14 protein-coding genes are annotated in these 15,804 nt (G+C 36.4%); 7 read left to right on the top strand and 7 right to left on the bottom strand.

Going from position 1 to position 15,804, the window contains the following annotated elements:
• The first annotated feature begins 2 nt into the window (after nt 1-2).
• The 4 genes from EKM60_RS04960 (at nt 3) to EKM60_RS04945 (ending at nt 5,781) form a co-directional block, all read left to right on the top strand.
• On the top strand, nt 3-446 hold the full coding sequence (locus EKM60_RS04960) for a PTS sugar transporter subunit IIA (protein ID WP_125713045.1): 444 nt from the start codon (nt 3-5) through the stop codon (nt 444-446).
• A gap of 1 nt (nt 447) precedes the next feature.
• The gene (locus EKM60_RS04955; RefSeq protein WP_125713043.1) at nt 448-1,599 is read left to right on the top strand and encodes a mannitol-1-phosphate 5-dehydrogenase; all 1,152 of its coding nucleotides are present in this window, start codon (nt 448-450) and stop codon (nt 1,597-1,599) included.
• A 655-nt stretch (nt 1,600-2,254) separates the two neighbouring features.
• A complete protein-coding gene (locus tag EKM60_RS04950) occupies nt 2,255-3,835 on the top strand; it encodes a cation:proton antiporter (RefSeq protein ID WP_125713041.1) in 1,581 nt (526 codons plus the stop codon).
• Nucleotides 3,836-3,846: 11 nt separating this feature from the next.
• A complete protein-coding gene (locus EKM60_RS04945; RefSeq protein WP_125713039.1) occupies nt 3,847-5,781 on the top strand; it encodes an elongation factor G in 1,935 nt (644 codons plus the stop codon).
• A gap of 88 nt (nt 5,782-5,869) precedes the next feature.
• Here the strand turns inward: EKM60_RS04945 and EKM60_RS04940 are convergent, their stop codons facing one another.
• The 3 genes from EKM60_RS04940 to EKM60_RS04930 form a co-directional block, all read right to left on the bottom strand.
• The gene (locus EKM60_RS04940; RefSeq protein ID WP_164508325.1) at nt 5,870-6,694 is read right to left on the bottom strand and encodes an IS3 family transposase; all 825 of its coding nucleotides are present in this window, start codon (nt 6,692-6,694) and stop codon (nt 5,870-5,872) included.
• Nucleotides 6,695-6,711: 17 nt separating this feature from the next.
• Nucleotides 6,712-7,017, bottom strand: coding sequence for a transposase (locus EKM60_RS04935; protein ID WP_164508324.1), 306 nt, complete (start codon nt 7,015-7,017; stop codon nt 6,712-6,714).
• A 153-nt stretch (nt 7,018-7,170) separates the two neighbouring features.
• A complete protein-coding gene (locus EKM60_RS04930; RefSeq protein WP_125713078.1) occupies nt 7,171-8,523 on the bottom strand; it encodes an amino acid permease in 1,353 nt (450 codons plus the stop codon).
• Nucleotides 8,524-8,677: 154 nt separating this feature from the next.
• On the opposite strand from EKM60_RS04930, the gene mmuM reads away from it, so the two are divergent.
• Complete coding sequence (gene mmuM / locus EKM60_RS04925; protein WP_125713033.1) at nt 8,678-9,589, top strand: homocysteine S-methyltransferase; 912 nt, start codon at nt 8,678-8,680, stop codon at nt 9,587-9,589.
• A 44-nt stretch (nt 9,590-9,633) separates the two neighbouring features.
• Here mmuM and add read toward each other — a convergent pair whose 3' ends face one another.
• Nucleotides 9,634-10,662: an adenosine deaminase gene (gene add / locus EKM60_RS04920; RefSeq protein ID WP_164508323.1), complete on the bottom strand. Its 1,029-nt coding sequence runs from the start codon at nt 10,660-10,662 to the stop codon at nt 9,634-9,636.
• A 201-nt stretch (nt 10,663-10,863) separates the two neighbouring features.
• Here add and EKM60_RS04915 point away from each other — a divergent pair, with 201 nt between their 5' ends.
• A complete protein-coding gene (locus EKM60_RS04915; RefSeq protein WP_318530685.1) occupies nt 10,864-12,201 on the top strand; it encodes an NCS2 family permease in 1,338 nt (445 codons plus the stop codon).
• A 67-nt stretch (nt 12,202-12,268) separates the two neighbouring features.
• Here the strand turns inward: EKM60_RS04915 and EKM60_RS04910 are convergent, their stop codons facing one another.
• The 3 genes from EKM60_RS04910 to EKM60_RS04900 all read right to left on the bottom strand — a co-directional run bounded on the left by EKM60_RS04910 (nt 12,269) and on the right by EKM60_RS04900 (nt 14,459).
• Entirely contained in the window at nt 12,269-13,120 is an 852-nt protein-coding gene (locus EKM60_RS04910; RefSeq protein WP_125713031.1) for a glycerophosphodiester phosphodiesterase, read from the bottom strand.
• Nucleotides 13,121-13,163: 43 nt separating this feature from the next.
• Nucleotides 13,164-13,484 (bottom strand): DMT family transporter, encoded by a 321-nt coding sequence (locus EKM60_RS04905; protein WP_125713029.1) that lies wholly within the window; start codon nt 13,482-13,484, stop codon nt 13,164-13,166.
• 129 nt (nt 13,485-13,613) lie between these two features.
• The gene (locus EKM60_RS04900; RefSeq protein WP_125713027.1) at nt 13,614-14,459 is read right to left on the bottom strand and encodes an aldo/keto reductase; all 846 of its coding nucleotides are present in this window, start codon (nt 14,457-14,459) and stop codon (nt 13,614-13,616) included.
• Between the two features lie 113 nt (nt 14,460-14,572).
• Between EKM60_RS04900 and EKM60_RS04895 the strand changes: the two genes are divergently transcribed.
• Complete coding sequence (locus EKM60_RS04895; RefSeq protein ID WP_125713025.1) at nt 14,573-15,703, top strand: glycerate kinase family protein; 1,131 nt, start codon at nt 14,573-14,575, stop codon at nt 15,701-15,703.
• Nucleotides 15,704-15,804: the final 101 nt, after the last annotated feature.

Genomic DNA, 15,804 nt, shown 5'->3' with positions numbered 1-15,804 from the left:
CGATGAAGGCTTTAGATAAAAATCTCATCAAACTTAATCAAGAAGCAAAAACAAAAGAAGATGCCATCAAACAAGCTGGTCAATTATTAGTTGATAATGGTTACGTTGAACCTGGATACATTAGTTCAATGATCGACCGTAACAAAGATGTATCAGTTTACATGGGTAACTTTATAGCTATTCCGCACGGTACCGAAGATGGTAAGCAATTCATCAAAAAAACTGGAATTTCAATCGTTCAATATCCAATGGGTGTTGATTTCAGCGAAGATCCAGCTGATGAAAAACTTGTCACAGTCGTATTTGGTATTGCAGGATTAAACGGTGAGCACTTGCAATTGTTGTCATCGATCGCACTATTTTGTAGCGATATTGCTAATGTCGAAAAATTAGCTGATGCACAATCACCAGAAGAAGTAATTAATCTATTAAAGGAAGTTGATTAGGATGAACGCAGTACATTTTGGAGCAGGTAATATTGGTAGAGGATTCATTGGAGAAACTTTAGCATCTAACGGATTCGACATTCACTTTGTTGATGTTAACTCAACAATCATTGATGCCTTAAATGACAGAAAAGAATATGATATTGAACTAGCCGCAGAAGGCAAGAAAAAGATTCATGTTTCTAACGTAGACGGTATTAACAATAAAGACAATCCTGAAAAGGTTGTTACTGCTATTGAAAATACTGACATGGTTACAACAGCTATCGGACCTAAGATCTTACCATTTATCGCTGGTTTGATTGCTGATGGTATCAGTGCACGTAAAGCTAATGGTAACAAGAAGACATTGGACGTTATCGCATGTGAAAACATGATCGGTGGTAGCCAATTTCTAAAGGGTGAAGTTTACAAGCACTTGTCAGATGATGACAAGAAGTTTGCTGACGAATACATCGGCTTCCCTAATGCTGCTGTTGACCGTATCGTTCCTATCCAACATCATGAAGATCCTTTGGCTGTTTCAGTTGAACCATTCAAGGAATGGGTCGTTGATGAATCACAAATGAAGAATCCATCAATCAAATTGGATACAGTTGTTTATGTTAAGGATTTGGAACCATACATCGAACGTAAGTTGTTCTCAGTTAATACAGGTCACGCCACAGTAGCTTATACTGGTGAATATCTTGGATACAAGACAATCGGCGATGCTATTGCTGACGAAAAGGTTCTAAAACAAGTTAAGGGTGCCCTTAAAGAAACTGGTGACCTATTAATTCACAAATGGAACTTCGACCCTGCAGAACACAAAGCTTATCAAGATAAGATCCTAAGTCGTTTCGAAAATAAATATATTTCAGATGATATCTTAAGAGTTGGTCGTACACCAATCCGTAAGTTAGGCTTTGATGAAAGATTTATTCGCCCAATCCGTGAATTGAAAGAACGTTCATTAGACTACAGTGTATTGTTAGATACAGTGGGTATGATCTTAACATTTGACGAAGCTAAAGATTCAGAGAGTGTCGAATTACAAAAGATGCTTAAAGAAGATAAGGCTATCGATGTTATCAAGAAGGTAACTGGTCTTAAAGATGAAGACTTGGTTAATGAAATTCTTGCATCATACGAAGCAAAAATTAACAAATAGAGTTTAATTGTGCCTTCTGGCCGTCTCCAGGACTGAGAATATTCACCTGCTATGCGGACCGACCGGAGCCAAGGTCTCCGCTCTCGGTTTGAAGCCTTGCTCGCAAGTCTCCAAACACGCCCGGTGTTGTAAACGGCTTACGCCGTAACAACAATTTCATAGCTGGTAAACATTCTCAGTCCTTACGACTCATTTGGTATTTGAAAATAATTCTTTAACTTTAATAAGAAGTTATATTACACTTTAGATGATTTAGTGTGATATGGCTTCTTTTTTGTTAAGGATATAATTGGATTTTTTTCAAAAGATTTATAGTAATGTAATATATCAATTGTTTGACTTTAATTGTTTATTTAATATATTGGTTATATTAAGTCGGAGGGGATTAAAATATTCACCAGCTGTGGTAATGGAGTTACGGCTTTAGCCGTTACACCATCGGTCGAGTTTGGAGACTTACCGAACCTTGTAAGGCTTCAAACCGAGGTACCAGAGGACCGTTCCGCATAGCAGGTGAGTATTTTTATCCCTGGAGACGGTCCAAGACCACTTATTAATTGACAAAATTAAATAGTTAATATAATCTCAAAAATGATTAGTATGCGTGAAAAAACCATGTTTTTTCACGCTTTGTTTTTGAGTGGGGGAATAGTTTATGGAAATGTATATATCGACGATCATTATTTTGATTGCCGTAGCTTTGAGCAATTTTTTGGCAAAATTTGTTAGTTCGATTTCAAAAACTTATATCAGTTTGATCATCGGAATTATTTTTGCTGCTATTCCGCTTATTAATGGATATATATTGAAGTTCGATTATGAGTTTTTCATGGCCTTTATTATTGCTCCATTATTATTTTTGGAAGGTCAGAAAACTAGAAGTATTCTAGTCAGGAAAAAATTTAGATCTATTATTGGAACAGCGGTAGTTTTGGCACTGATATCGGCGATTGTCAGTTTATTTACGATCAGTCAGGTATTCAGTTTAACTTTGCCATTTACTCTGATCTTGATTGCTATCAGTACGCCGACCGATGCAACTGCAATGGATTCAGTCAGTGAAGGGCGCAAGATGCCGAAACGAACTGAAACTGTTTTGAAAATGGAATCATTGTTCAATGATGCCTCTGGTATTATTCTGCTGCAAGCTGGGGTTATCTGGTTTAAGACTGGTCATCTTTCGTATGCTAAAAACTTTGGAGTCTTTATTTTGACGGCTATTGGTGGCGCCTTACTCGGTTTATTAGTTGCTTTTGTCATCATGATCTGTCGACAAATGATCATTCGGACACGTTTTAACGTTACGTCATCACATTTGATCGTCTACTTTGCCACACCAATTTTGATTTATTTAGCCGCTGAAAAATTAAATCTTTCAGGAATCATTGCTGTAGTCAGTGCGGGACTGATTTTTAATGGTGAAATGAGTCGAAGTCGCTTCTCCAGTCCGAGATACTTAAATTTCTTTAATCAGACAGTGGATTTTATCGGTGACACGATGAATGGATTTGTTTTTGTCATCTTAGGATTATCCTTAATGAGGATCATAATTGAAGGAAAGGCTGAATTGACCAATACTTTAGAGTGGTTGTGGATCGGTATTGTCATCTATCTAGTATCATTAGTGATACGATATCTTTATGCAAAATTTGTAACGAGATATGGTCAAATGGAGGCTATTAGTTTTTCATTAGGCGGAGTACATGGTGCAGTCACGCTGGCCCTAGTCTTTTCATTGGTCGGACAAGGGATCTCAATGCATTTATTCAATTTGATCCTATTGACTGAGACAGTCGTAATTATTTTGAGTATGCTGACACCAACAATTGCTTTCAAATTAATCTTGAATCCAGTTCAAAATGAAGACGATCTGTGGATGAATAAAAAAGCTGTTCGTGAAAAAATGGTTAAGGTTGGGATCGCATACGTCTCGAGCTTACAAATATCACCGGCTGTTAAAGAGAGTGTTACGTTTGATTTACTGGATCAAAATAGAAATACTACTCTGAGACAATTTTTGAAACAATGGTCGGGCGTTAATAGTAAACGGTATATTTTTACTGGATTTCAAGCAGTTGAGGAACGACAAATTTTGATGAATGCTTTTGAAGAAGAACGTAAGTATTTATATGAATTGATCGATGGTGCTGCTTTGGACAAAGCCAAATATATTTATGATGTATACAGTGAATTATTGATTTCAGAATCGTTAGTTTTAGATTCTTATGAGGAATAGGGGTATTTAAAATGAAACAAATCGTAGCAGGGATCGTAGCCCACGTTGATGCTGGTAAAACTACCCTTTCAGAGGGATTACTTTATAGCACTGGTAACCTTAGACAATTAGGTCGAGTGGATAATGGGGATGCTTTTCTTGATACTGACAAATTAGAGAAGAAACGTGGTATTACGATTTTTTCACATCAGGCTAATTTGAAGTTTAATAATTTAGATTTAACATTACTTGATACCCCCGGACACGTGGATTTTGCGTCACAAACGGAACAAGTTTTGAGTGTCTTAGATTATGCAATATTGGTTATTTCAGGTACTGATGGGATTCAAGGACATACTAGAACTTTGTGGAGATTATTAGAGCATTATGACGTTCCAACCTTTATTTTTGTTAATAAAATGGATGCCGTTGGTGCTGATAAATCCCAGGTATTAGAACAACTACAGGCTGAATTATCACCAGGATGTATTGAATTTTCTGATGAATTAACAGAAGATACATCTGAAGAGATTGCCATGCAAGATGATGACGTCTTGGAAAGTTTCTTAGACTCTGGAGAACTTTTAGAAACAGATGTTTCACGTTTGATAAAGCAAAGAAAAGTGTTTCCATGTTATTTTGGCTCTGCCTTGAAATTAACGGGCATTGAAGAGTTTTTGAATGGATTTGAAAAATGGACTATTGAAAATAAATACACAGATGATTTTGGTGCACGTGTTTTCAAAATTTCTCACGACGAAAAAGGTGAACGTTTAACTTGGGTGCGAGTGACTGGCGGAATTTTGCACAATAAAGCGGTTGTTCTCGGTGAACAAAAAGCTAATCAATTACGAGTTTACAATGGTGAAAAGTATACTCTGTCACAAGAATTACCTGCAGGTGGAGTATGTGCTATAACTGGTTTGACTGATACAAAACCGGGTCAGGGACTGGGAAAAGCTGAAGATGCCAGTGCACCAGAAATACAGCCGGTTTTAAATTATTCTCTTGATCCTAAGGAAAATGATATCCATACATGTTTGACGGCTTTGCGACAATTGGAAGATGAAGACCCACAGTTGCATGTTTCATGGTCCAGTCATTTGGAAGAAATCAGCGTCCAAATAATGGGTGAAGTTCAGTTGGAAATCTTACAACAGTTGATGCTGGATCGATTTAGTTTAGATATAGCCTTTGGCAAAGGTGGAGTTCTCTACAAGGAAACCGTTACGAAAGCTATTGAAGGTGTGGGACACTTTGAACCTTTGCGCCATTACGCTGAAGTGCATCTGTTATTACGGCCGGCTGAAAGGAATAGTGGGCTAGTCTTTGATTCAGATTGTAGTTTAGAAGTATTGGGCAAAAACTGGCAACATCAAGTATTGACTAACCTTAATTCCAAAGAACATCTTGGTGTACTGATTGGATCACCATTAACTGATATGCGCATAACCTTGGTCGGCGGTAAAGCAAGTATCGTTCATTCAGTCGGTGGAGATTTCAAAGAAGCAACGTGGCGTGCCGTAAGACAAGGTCTGATGATGGCTAAACAAAATAATGACTGTCGATTGCTGGAACCGTGGTACCAATTTAGGTTGATAGTTGCTCAAGAACAAGTAGGCCATGCTATGAGTGATATCCAGAAGATGAGCGGAGAATTTAATACCCCAGAAGATGCAGGCAATGGCATGTCGATGTTGACGGGCAGTGCACCTGTTTCCGAAATGCGCGACTATCCTCAAGAAGTTAATGCCTATACACATGGACAAGGTCAGATTGAATGTTTCGTTGACGGTTATCGCCCTTGCCATAATGCCGAAGAAATAATTGAAAAATACGATTATGATCCAGTTTCAGATTTAGAAAATACACCAGGATCAGTCTTTTGTGCACATGGTGCCGGTTATCCAGTTCATTGGGATGACGTACCACAGATGGCACATTATCCATATTTGAATAATATTTAGGATTTCACTTATCTGAAGAAAAAGAGATGTTATATCGCACTTAATTGGTACTGCAACTATTTTTTGAGACAATAAAATAAAAGCACTTCTATTGGGTTATCAAGTGCCGGTATTCTACCGGCGACTGATAACCCAGTTTTTTTAATATTCTTTCTTCATTCCAAAATTTGATGTATTCCTCTACCATTTCAATTACAATAGTATTTGAACTTATAGGTTCATTTAATGTGTAGAATGTTTCAGACTTTAGGGAAGAGTGAAACGATTCTATCAAGGCGTTATCGGAAGGAGTCCCTTTACGGGACATACTTCTGGTAATGCCTTTTTCTCTGCATAAATCACAAAAATTGATTGACGTATATGTTGATCCTTGATCACTGTGAAGTATTACATCCTCTGGTAATTCATGTAATTGTTTCAGGGTATCCATAGCTAAGTTTTCATCTGGATGATCTGATATTTTATATGCAATTATTTCATTGTTAAAGCCGTCTAATATTGAAGACAAATAAAGCATATCTGTTCCAAATGGCAAATAAGTGATGTCAGTAGTTAGCTTAGTCATCGGTTGGTGAGTTGACCAGTCTCCATTAATAATATTGCCAAAAGTCTTATAAGGATTTCCAGGTCGATTTAATCTTTTGGGCTTTACTTTACATCCCCATCCACGAGTGCACATGATTCTTCTAACTTGATTTATCGAACAATGTATTTCATTTTTAATTTGATGATAAATTTTTCGATAGCCATATCTGAATTTTGTTTTTATGCATTCAGATTTTATTAGTGATTCTAAATCGGATAATTCAAATGAATCAACATCGTTCAAATGACGATAATATGTTGATCTAGAGATTCCTAATATTTTACATATTTTTGAGATAGAAATGTGATCACTTAGTTCGGTTATCATTGATATTGTAGTTTTGTCTACCACAACCCTTCCTTGATTAAATATTTTTTTACAACTTCCAGTTCTTGCTTCATTTCATCAATTTCTCTGGCGTGACGTTCTGCCTCCGGCAGTTCCGCAATGCCTTTATTGTATTTGTATTGTTTTCCTTGAGGTTGTGAAAGACGATAATAATCTCCATTACGAAGATGTTTCCTCCAAGTATAAATAAGGCCATCACTCTTCAAACCAAGCTGTTTAACAATCTGTCTGCCGGAAACACCGGCATTCAAGAGTCTAATGGCTTCTAATTTAGTTTCATATGAATATTTGTTATTAGTCAAAGCAAAAGCACCTCCAAGAATTATTTTCTCAGAAGTGCTCTTATTTATCTGTATCAAATTATATACTCAGTACCATTTAAGTGTGATATAACATCTCTTTTAGTGTATCTAAATATTAAGAACCAAAATTAGTCTGAAGAACTGAAAATATTTTCAGTTCTCTAGACGGCGACTTTTCAAATACTCTTTTCCATAATAAACGCCATAACATAATAGAACGAATGGAATCATATAGAACAAAGCCGATCTCTGATTAGGATCAAAGACAATCAAGACACATGATAATAAACTCATAATGAATGCTGCCCAAGGAATCACCGGATACCAAAGTGTTTTAAACTTCAGTTCATCCGCAGTATGCCCAGACTTCAGCCAACTTTTTCTAAAATTGATTTCAGATAAAGCAATCGCCATCCAGACGATAACCACCGCTAATCCCGAAATGGAAACTAAAATCAGATAGACTGTTGAAGCAGCAACAACACTAGAAATCAATGCTAAAATTCCGCCTAACATACTTAGTGTTAAAGCGATTAAAGGAACACCACGAGAATTTGTTTTGGCATAGCTCATAGGGATCATACCTTCATGTGCCAATGACCACAACATTCTAGTTGAAGCATATAGTCCTGAGTTTGCGGCTGATAAAATAGCTGTTAAAACAACGAAGTTCATTAAATCTCCAGCAAATGGTAGGCCAATACTTTTAAAAACCAGTACGAATGGACTTTGATTGACGCCTGCTTTCTGCCAGGGGATCAATGCTGCCATAACGACAATACTACCAATAAAGAAGATCACTAATCTTAATAATGTAGTATGAATTGCACGAGGAATATTTTTACCAGGATTTTTAGTTTCACCAGCAGTAACTCCGATCAGTTCTGTTCCTGAAAAGGCAAAGTTAACAGTCAGCATGGTTGTAAAGACGGCTTTAAATCCATTGGGAAAAATACCATCCTTAAAAAGATTATTGAACATAGGAGCATGAGTGGAACCTTTGATATGAATAACTCCAAAGATTGCCAAACCGCCAAGAATAATGAAAAGTACGATTGCGATAACTTTAATACTCGAAAACCAAAACTCGGTTTCCGCAAAGAATTTAACTGAAAGGGCATTAGATACGAAAATAACTATCATGAATAATGCACTCCAGATCCAAGTCGGAGATTTTGGAAACCAGGTTTGCATGATCAATCCTGCCGCAGTAAATTCTGATCCTAAGGCTACCGTCCAAGTAAGCCAGTATAAAATGGCGACAGTAAAACCAGTGCCTGGACCGATATATTTGTCAGCATAAACGTGGAAGGAACCAGTTTCAGGCATTGCGACTGACAATTCACCTAGACACAACATGACTAAATAGACAACGATTGCTCCAATTCCGTAGGCTAAAATCGTACCTATCGGACCAGCTTCGTGAATTGTATATCCAGAACTTAAAAACAGACCGGTTCCAATGACTCCTCCCAATGAGATCATCAGAAGATGTCTTGATTCCATATTTCGTTTTAATTTAATGTGTACGTCTTTATCATCCAAGATAATCCCCCTTGCATATTAGTTATTATTAGAATAAGATGAGAAAAGTCTAATAAAGACACTCTAAACTTTTTGATTTTAAATAACAATTAAAAAATAGAATTGAAGGTGCAAAATGATTAATTATATTTCCGATCATCTAAAAAATAATCCTCTATTGGTACTTGATGGGGCGATGGCGACTGAATTAGAAAAGCACGATATTGATACTGATAGTGAGTTGTGGTCGGCTATAGCACTGATCAATAATCCTGAAGCTATTAAAGAAGTACATGAAAGTTACTTCAAAGCTGGTGCTAAAGTGGCTACTACTAATACATATCAAGCTAATGTGGAAAAATTTCAGCAGTTTGGTTTGAATGAGGCTGAAGCAAAGAAATTAATTATTAAAGCAGTGCAACTAGCCCAAGCTGCCAAAGCGGAATTTAAAGCTGATGACTTATTGGTTGCTGGAAGTATTGGACCATACGGTGCATATTTAGCTGATGGTAGTGAATATCGAGGAGATTATGATTTAACAATTACTGAGTTTATGGATTTTCACCGTCAAAGAATGCAATTGTTAAATCAAGCTAACGTTGACTTATTTGCCTTTGAAACACAGCCAAATTTTGAAGAAACTAAGGCTTTAGCTAAGTTATTAAAGACCGAATTTCCTCAAAAAACTGCTTGGATGTCATTCAGTATCAAGGATAGTCAGACACTTTGTGATGGAACTCCGTTAAATGAAGCAGTGAAGTATTTTAATGATGATCAACAGATTGCTGCAATTGGAGTTAACTGTACTAAATTAGAAAATATTGAAGATACTATTGTTAATATTAAAAAAGTAACGAACAAACCGATCGTCGTTTACCCTAATAATGGCGATATCTATGATCCTAAAACAAAAACTTGGCAAGCAAATCCTAAAACTAGTTCTTTTAAAGAATTAGTACCTAAGTGGATCGATGCAGGTGCAAGTTTGATAGGTGGCTGTTGTAGAACCACTCCAGCAGACATTAAGGAAATAGCCGAATTTACTTAGTTAAACGAGAAAACCGATACTTTCACTTAAGTATCGGTTTTTGTTTACTCTTCGTAATTGTTAACGTAAGTATCAATTTCATTTAGATATATTTGTTTCTGGATAGGACTGATCCAAGAAGTTTCAAATGAATTCTTGGCTAATTTGATGATGTCTTCTTTTGATATTTCAAATTCTGAATCTAAGGCAAGATAATTGTCACTAATATAGCCTCCAAAGTAAGCTGGATCATCTGAATTGATTGAAACTTTTACACCTTGATCTAATAAGTCTAGAATTTCTTTACCTTTAGAATCATTGGCAATAAATTTATTAGATAGTGGGCAAGCGGTCAAACCAATTTGTGTATGTGCGGCCCATTTAACCAGATCTTGATTCTCAACGATATTTGTTCCGTGATCCAAACGATTAACATTGATAATTTCTAAGGCCTGTTTAATATGCTCAATCGAATCAATTTGATCAATATCAGCGTGCATGGTTGTGTGATAACCTTGAGCTGTAGCGTTGGCAAACTGATAAGCAAATTTTAAAGGTGGATTGTGATGTTCATCAGAATCAAGTCCAATACCGAGAATCTTATTGCGATGATGTTGAGGCATTAATAAAATCTCGTTAGCAGATTGCGCTGGCATGTCACGTAAAAAACACATGATCAATTGGGCATCGATATTTAAAGCCTTGGCATCTTGGCAAGCTTGGTAGTAACCATTGATAACCGTATCAAAACTAATTCCTCTAGCTAAATGCGCTTGGGGGTCAAAGAACATTTCAACATGGCGAACGTTGTTTTCTTTGGCGCGTTTCAGGTACTCCATAGCTAGTTGATAAAAATCATCTTCTGTTTGAAGCACAATCATACCTGAATAATAGACAGCTAAAAATGCAGATAATGATGAATTGAATTCATATGTTTTACGGATATCTTCGACGGTCGTCTGACCAATATCAATATGATTTTTCTGAGCTAAAGCAAGTTTTAATTCGGGTTCCAGGGTACCTTCTAAATGAACATGTAATTCTGCTTTAGGAAGCCCGTAGATAAATTTTGGATCGATAGTTTTTGAAAGCAAATGAATAACTCCTTTTGTACTGTTTATAGTTAAGAATAATACGTGCTATGTAGATAATCAACGGATTTGACTAACTAAATTGTTATAAAAGGCGAACAATAAATTAGTTATTGAATAAAAATAATCGTATTTTGCTTGACCTTTGTCTTCATATTTGCGATACTTCGGGTATAGAAATATGTTTTCAAAAGGAGATTAATATTGGAATCTACAGCAAAGGATTTAAGCTTTATTGAACGATTATTTCATTTGAAAGAAGCAAATACTACTGTTAGACGTGAAGTGTTAGCAGGTCTGACAACTTTTGTTTCTATGGCTTATATTTTGTTTGTTAATCCACAAGTTTTGGGTGATGCGGGGATGGATAAAGGAGCTGTCTTTACAGCTACAGCTCTTTCGGCAATCTTAGGATCAATTTTAATGGCAATTTTAGCCAACTATCCAATTGCAATTGCACCGGGGCTTGGAGATAATGCTTTCTTTACTTATTCAGTTGTTTTGGCGATGGGTATTCCTTGGCAAACAGCAATGGCAGGAGTTTTCATTTCCAGTATTCTTTTCTTGATATTATCAGTAGTAAAATTACGTGAAATCGTAATTAATTCAATACCGCACGACTTGAAATTAGCAATTGCTGCCGGTATTGGTATCTTTATTGCCTTTGTTGGGTTAAAAGGTGGTGGATTGATCGTCGGTAGTAAGTCCACACTTGTAGCAATGGGTTCATTCACCGTTCCAACAACATGGCTAACTATTTTTGGACTAATTGTTACAGGTATTTTAATGGCCAGAAAAGTTCCAGGTTCAATCTTTATCGGGATGGTTATGACGACTATCTTGGGACTCATTACTGGACTTATTAAGTTACCAACTCACATTATTTCAACAATTCCTAGTTTGAAGCCAACTTTTGGAGTCGGAATTGCGCATTTAGGCGATATTAGTCAACCGCAACTTTGGGCAGTTGTTTTGATTTTTCTATTAGTAGCGTTCTTTGATACGGCCGGTACTTTGATTGGACTAGCTGAACAAGCTGGTTTTATGAAAGACAACAAAATGCCAAGAATTGGACAAGCATTGATGGCCGACTCAATTTCAATGTTAGGTGGTTCAGTAATGGGGACAACCCCAACCGCAGCCTATGTTGAATCAAGTGCTGGTATCGCTGTTGGTGGTAGAACTGGATTAACTTCGCTAGTAGTTGGTGTAATGTTTGCTTTATCGATGTTCTTCTCACCACTTTTAACAGTTGTTACTACTAACGTAACAGCACCCGTTTTGATTATTGTAGGTATTCTCATGGCTCAATCAATGAAACAAATTCATTGGGAAAAATTTGAAATAGCTATGCCAGCATTCTTAACGATCGTTGGGATGCCACTGACATACAACATTTCATATGGTATTGCCTTCGGGTTTCTAGCATATCCACTAACAATGATCGCGGCTGGTAGAAGAAAAGAAATCAATCCAATAATGTATATTCTCTTCTTCGTCTTTATCGGATTACTCTATATTATTAATATTCTTCCAAGTTAAAATTATTTGTAAACAAAAAGGCAGGTATACTGAAATTTCTCAGTATATCTGCCTTTTGTAGTGCTTATTACTTCCATCTACCAATTAATTTCAAAGTTTCCTTAGTATTATTGGTAAATAAACTGTCTACTTTATAAGTATTCAATGCATTGTAATTATCATTATAAGTATTGATGATCCAAGTGTTAACCTTGAAGCCATTTTTGTGAGCCGTCTTGATTATCTTAGGTGTTAACTGTTCAAGTGGAATCGAGACGAACGTAATGTATTTAGGTGCATTCTTAATTTTCTCTAAGTATTGACGTTGGGTTATGGAATCCATGAGCCACAGAATGGGGATGCTTTTTTGAGCTTTATTACTGTGAAACTCTTTAATACCAGGGATACTGGAATCTTGCATGATGACATTTTTATTCATCTGATATTTGTTCAATTCTTTAACTAGAGCTTTTTCAGTATCAGTATTATCGCCAGCGCTTTTCTTCGTTTCAATAATGTAGTGAGTCTTCTTTTTATATTTATCGAAAACATCGCTTAACTTATGAAGACTTTCGCCGTTACGTAATTTAACTTTTGAAAGTTGATCTGCTGTTGAGTCAGAGATGTTGATATTTTTACCAGTGGAATCCTTTAAATTATTATCGTGAGAAACATAAAGAACATTATCTTTGCTTAACCAGACATCTTGCTCAATATATTGTCCACCATCTTTGATAGCTTGATCGTATCCCTTGAAAGAGTGATCAGGATCATTGTATGGACTGCCTCGATGTGAAAAGACTAGCGGTTCACTGGCTGAAGCATGGTTCACATCGTGTTCAACTGAACTCAAACTAGTCTTAGCAAAGGCTGTAGTAGTCGTAAATGAAAATCCAACGATACTTATTAATGCAATAATTAAATATTTAATCCGTTTCATAACTTGTTCCCTTATTATTAATTGATAAATTCAATTTTACCACTTAATTACTAGTAGTAAGTTTGATTCCAATAATACTGACCAAAAGTAGAACAATGAAAATCCAAGTCAAAGGGGATATTTTGTCGCCAAAGAAAATAAAGCCAACGATTATTGCTCCTAAAGCACCGATTCCTGTCCAAATAGGATAGGCGATACTCAAAGGTAGTGTTTTGGTAGCTTTAGCTAGTAGCATAAAACTGGCAATCATCCCTAAAATAGTTAAAGCAGTGTAATTCAGTTTAGTGAAGCCATGGCTGAGTTTCATGGTTGCTGCCCAAACGACTTCAAATAAACCTGCAGCAATCAAATAGATCCAATTCATAATATTTTCCTCCAAAAAAAATAGAGTACCCCTAGCAATTCCTTCTTTGGCCTAACGGAATTGTTAAGAGTACTCTTTTTTATACACCCGGCGGTGATTTTTTTATTTCAAACAAGTGTAGCAAATTACCTAAATGATTTCAAGCTGGGTGTTTTTGTTTGGTTTTGGATACTCGGAATCAATTAATTCTAATTCATCGGAAGTAAATTTAATATCAACAGCTGCCATGTTATCTTTCAAATGTTCAATGGTGCTGGATTTAGGGATACTGAGAATATCATGATTTCTCAAGACCCATGCTAATAGTAATTGGTAGACTGTGACGTGTTTTTGTTTAGCCATTTCAGTCAGTACTGGTTTGATAGTTAGAAAGTCTCCACCATCTGAGCCAAAAGGTGAGTAGCCGATAAATGACATTTTGTGTTCCTTTTGCCATGGTAAAATCGAATATTCGATACCGCGACTAGCGACATTATATAGGTCTTCATTAACACGGCATTCATTACCGCCAGCCAGACTATCAAGTTCCTTTAGGTCAGCAATATCAAAGTTTGAGACACCCCAATTTTTAATATAGCCGGCTTTTTGCATGGCTTGTAGTCCTGCAATAGTTTCGGCTAAAGGAGTTGCACCGCGCCAATGTAATAGGTATAAATCTAAGTAGTCCGTTTGAAGACGTTTGAGACTATTTTTCAGACTGCTTTTAATGAGTTCTGGAGTAGCGTGATTAGGGTAGAATTTAGAAATTAATTGAAAATCATCACGATTATAACCTTGAATAGCTTTTCCAATTAATGTTTCAGATTTTCCGTCACCATACATTTCGGCAGTATCAAGAACTGTTATACCATGATCAAGACCATATTGGATCGTTTTCAATTCTTCTTCATTTTTGGCCGCGTTTCCTTCACCCATGCGCCAAGTCCCTAATCCAATAGCCGAAGCATTTTGTCGATTAAACGTAATTTGTCTCACGATGTTCCTCCTTTAAAATGTAATAAATATATCTTTGTATAGCTTATCACAAAGCAAGTTTTACTTAAATTTTTGACTGTGCTAGATTGGTACTAAAACATTGAAGGCGTATCATGACAAAAGTATTGATAGCATCAGATTCGTTTAAAGGCAGTGCAAGCTCAATTGAAGTAAGTAATTATTTAGAAACTGGTATCAAAAGAGCCGATAGTAATGCACAAGTGTATAAATATGGAATTGCTGATGGTGGCGAAGGAACTGTGGAAAGCGTTGTTAATGCTTTAAGTGGTCAAATCATTAAGACCACCGTAACTGGTCCCTTGGGAGAATCAGTTTCAGCTAAATTGGGAATGGTTGAAAATCATACGGCTGTGATCGAAGTAGCTGAACCTAGTGGAATAACCTTGATTAAGGATCGGCTTAACCCTGAAAAAGCTACTACCTATGGAGTAGGTGAGCTGGTCAAAGAAGCTTTGGATCAAGGTGCGAAGAAAATTTATGTTGGCCTAGGTGGAAGTGCAACTAATGATGGTGGTGTCGGGATGGCTCAAGCGTTAGGAGCTCATTTCTTAGATAACATGGGAAATGAGTTGCCGTTTGGCGGAGGCAGTTTGATAAATCTAAATAAAATTAATGTTTCTGAAATAGATCCCAGATTGAAGAACGCTGATATCATAGCTTTGTCGGATGTTAAAAATCCTTTAACTGGGAAAATAGGAGCCACTGCAATTTTTGGACCTCAAAAGGGAGCTACAAAAGAACAGGTTATATCTTTAGACAAGGGATTAAGTAACTTAGCAAATAAAACATCTGAAATTATAAAGACAGATGTTTCAAAAAATCCAGGTGCAGGGGCTGCTGGTGGAGTTGGCTTTGGATTAATGGCATTTTGTAATGCAACGATGAAATCTGGTATTACAGAAATAATGAAACTGATCCAGCTTGAACGGAGAATGACTGAAGTCGATTTAGTAATAACTGGTGAAGGACAAATCGACGGTCAATCCGTTATGGGAAAAGTACCGATCGGAGTGGCAAAATTGGCCAAGAAATTTGATTTACCAGTAATTGCTGTGGCAGGTAGTATCGGTTCAGGAATCGAAAAAGTATATCAAAATGGAATTGATCTAGTTTTGTCGTCAACGACCGGCCCAATGTCATTGGATAAAGCTATATCACAAACACAATTCTTGTTGGAACAGGCTGGGTATACCGCCTATAAGGCTTTTATGTTAAATAGATAAGACTTTCTACTAGCCTCCGTTTTTTATAGTATTTCGAATGATTATATCTAATTTTTTTATTGGATATAATCATTTTTTACACAAAAAAACTCTCTATAAGA

This window comes from Companilactobacillus kedongensis (assembly GCF_003946625.1).
Taxonomy (GTDB): Bacteria; Bacillota; Bacilli; order Lactobacillales; family Lactobacillaceae; genus Companilactobacillus; species Companilactobacillus kedongensis.
Note: the sequence above shows the minus strand (reverse complement) of the source record. Positions and strands in the feature narration are given on the sequence as shown.

Bases quoted from the DNA above. Each gene is read 5' to 3' on its own strand.
- EKM60_RS04960 (WP_125713045.1), top strand. From the start codon at position 3: ATGAAGGCTTTAGATAAAAATCTCATCAAACTTAATCAAGAAGCAAAA.
- EKM60_RS04955 (WP_125713043.1), top strand. From the start codon at position 448: ATGAACGCAGTACATTTTGGAGCAGGTAATATTGGTAGAGGATTCATT.
- EKM60_RS04950 (WP_125713041.1), top strand. From the start codon at position 2,255: ATGGAAATGTATATATCGACGATCATTATTTTGATTGCCGTAGCTTTG.
- EKM60_RS04945 (WP_125713039.1), top strand. From the start codon at position 3,847: ATGAAACAAATCGTAGCAGGGATCGTAGCCCACGTTGATGCTGGTAAA.
- EKM60_RS04940 (WP_164508325.1), bottom strand. From the start codon at position 6,694: ATGATAACCGAACTAAGTGATCACATTTCTATCTCAAAAATATGTAAA.
- EKM60_RS04930 (WP_125713078.1), bottom strand. From the start codon at position 8,523: ATGGAATCAAGACATCTTCTGATGATCTCATTGGGAGGAGTCATTGGA.
- mmuM (WP_125713033.1), top strand. From the start codon at position 8,678: ATGATTAATTATATTTCCGATCATCTAAAAAATAATCCTCTATTGGTA.
- EKM60_RS04910 (WP_125713031.1), bottom strand. From the start codon at position 13,120: ATGAAACGGATTAAATATTTAATTATTGCATTAATAAGTATCGTTGGA.
- EKM60_RS04905 (WP_125713029.1), bottom strand. From the start codon at position 13,484: ATGAATTGGATCTATTTGATTGCTGCAGGTTTATTTGAAGTCGTTTGG.
- EKM60_RS04895 (WP_125713025.1), top strand. From the start codon at position 14,573: ATGACAAAAGTATTGATAGCATCAGATTCGTTTAAAGGCAGTGCAAGC.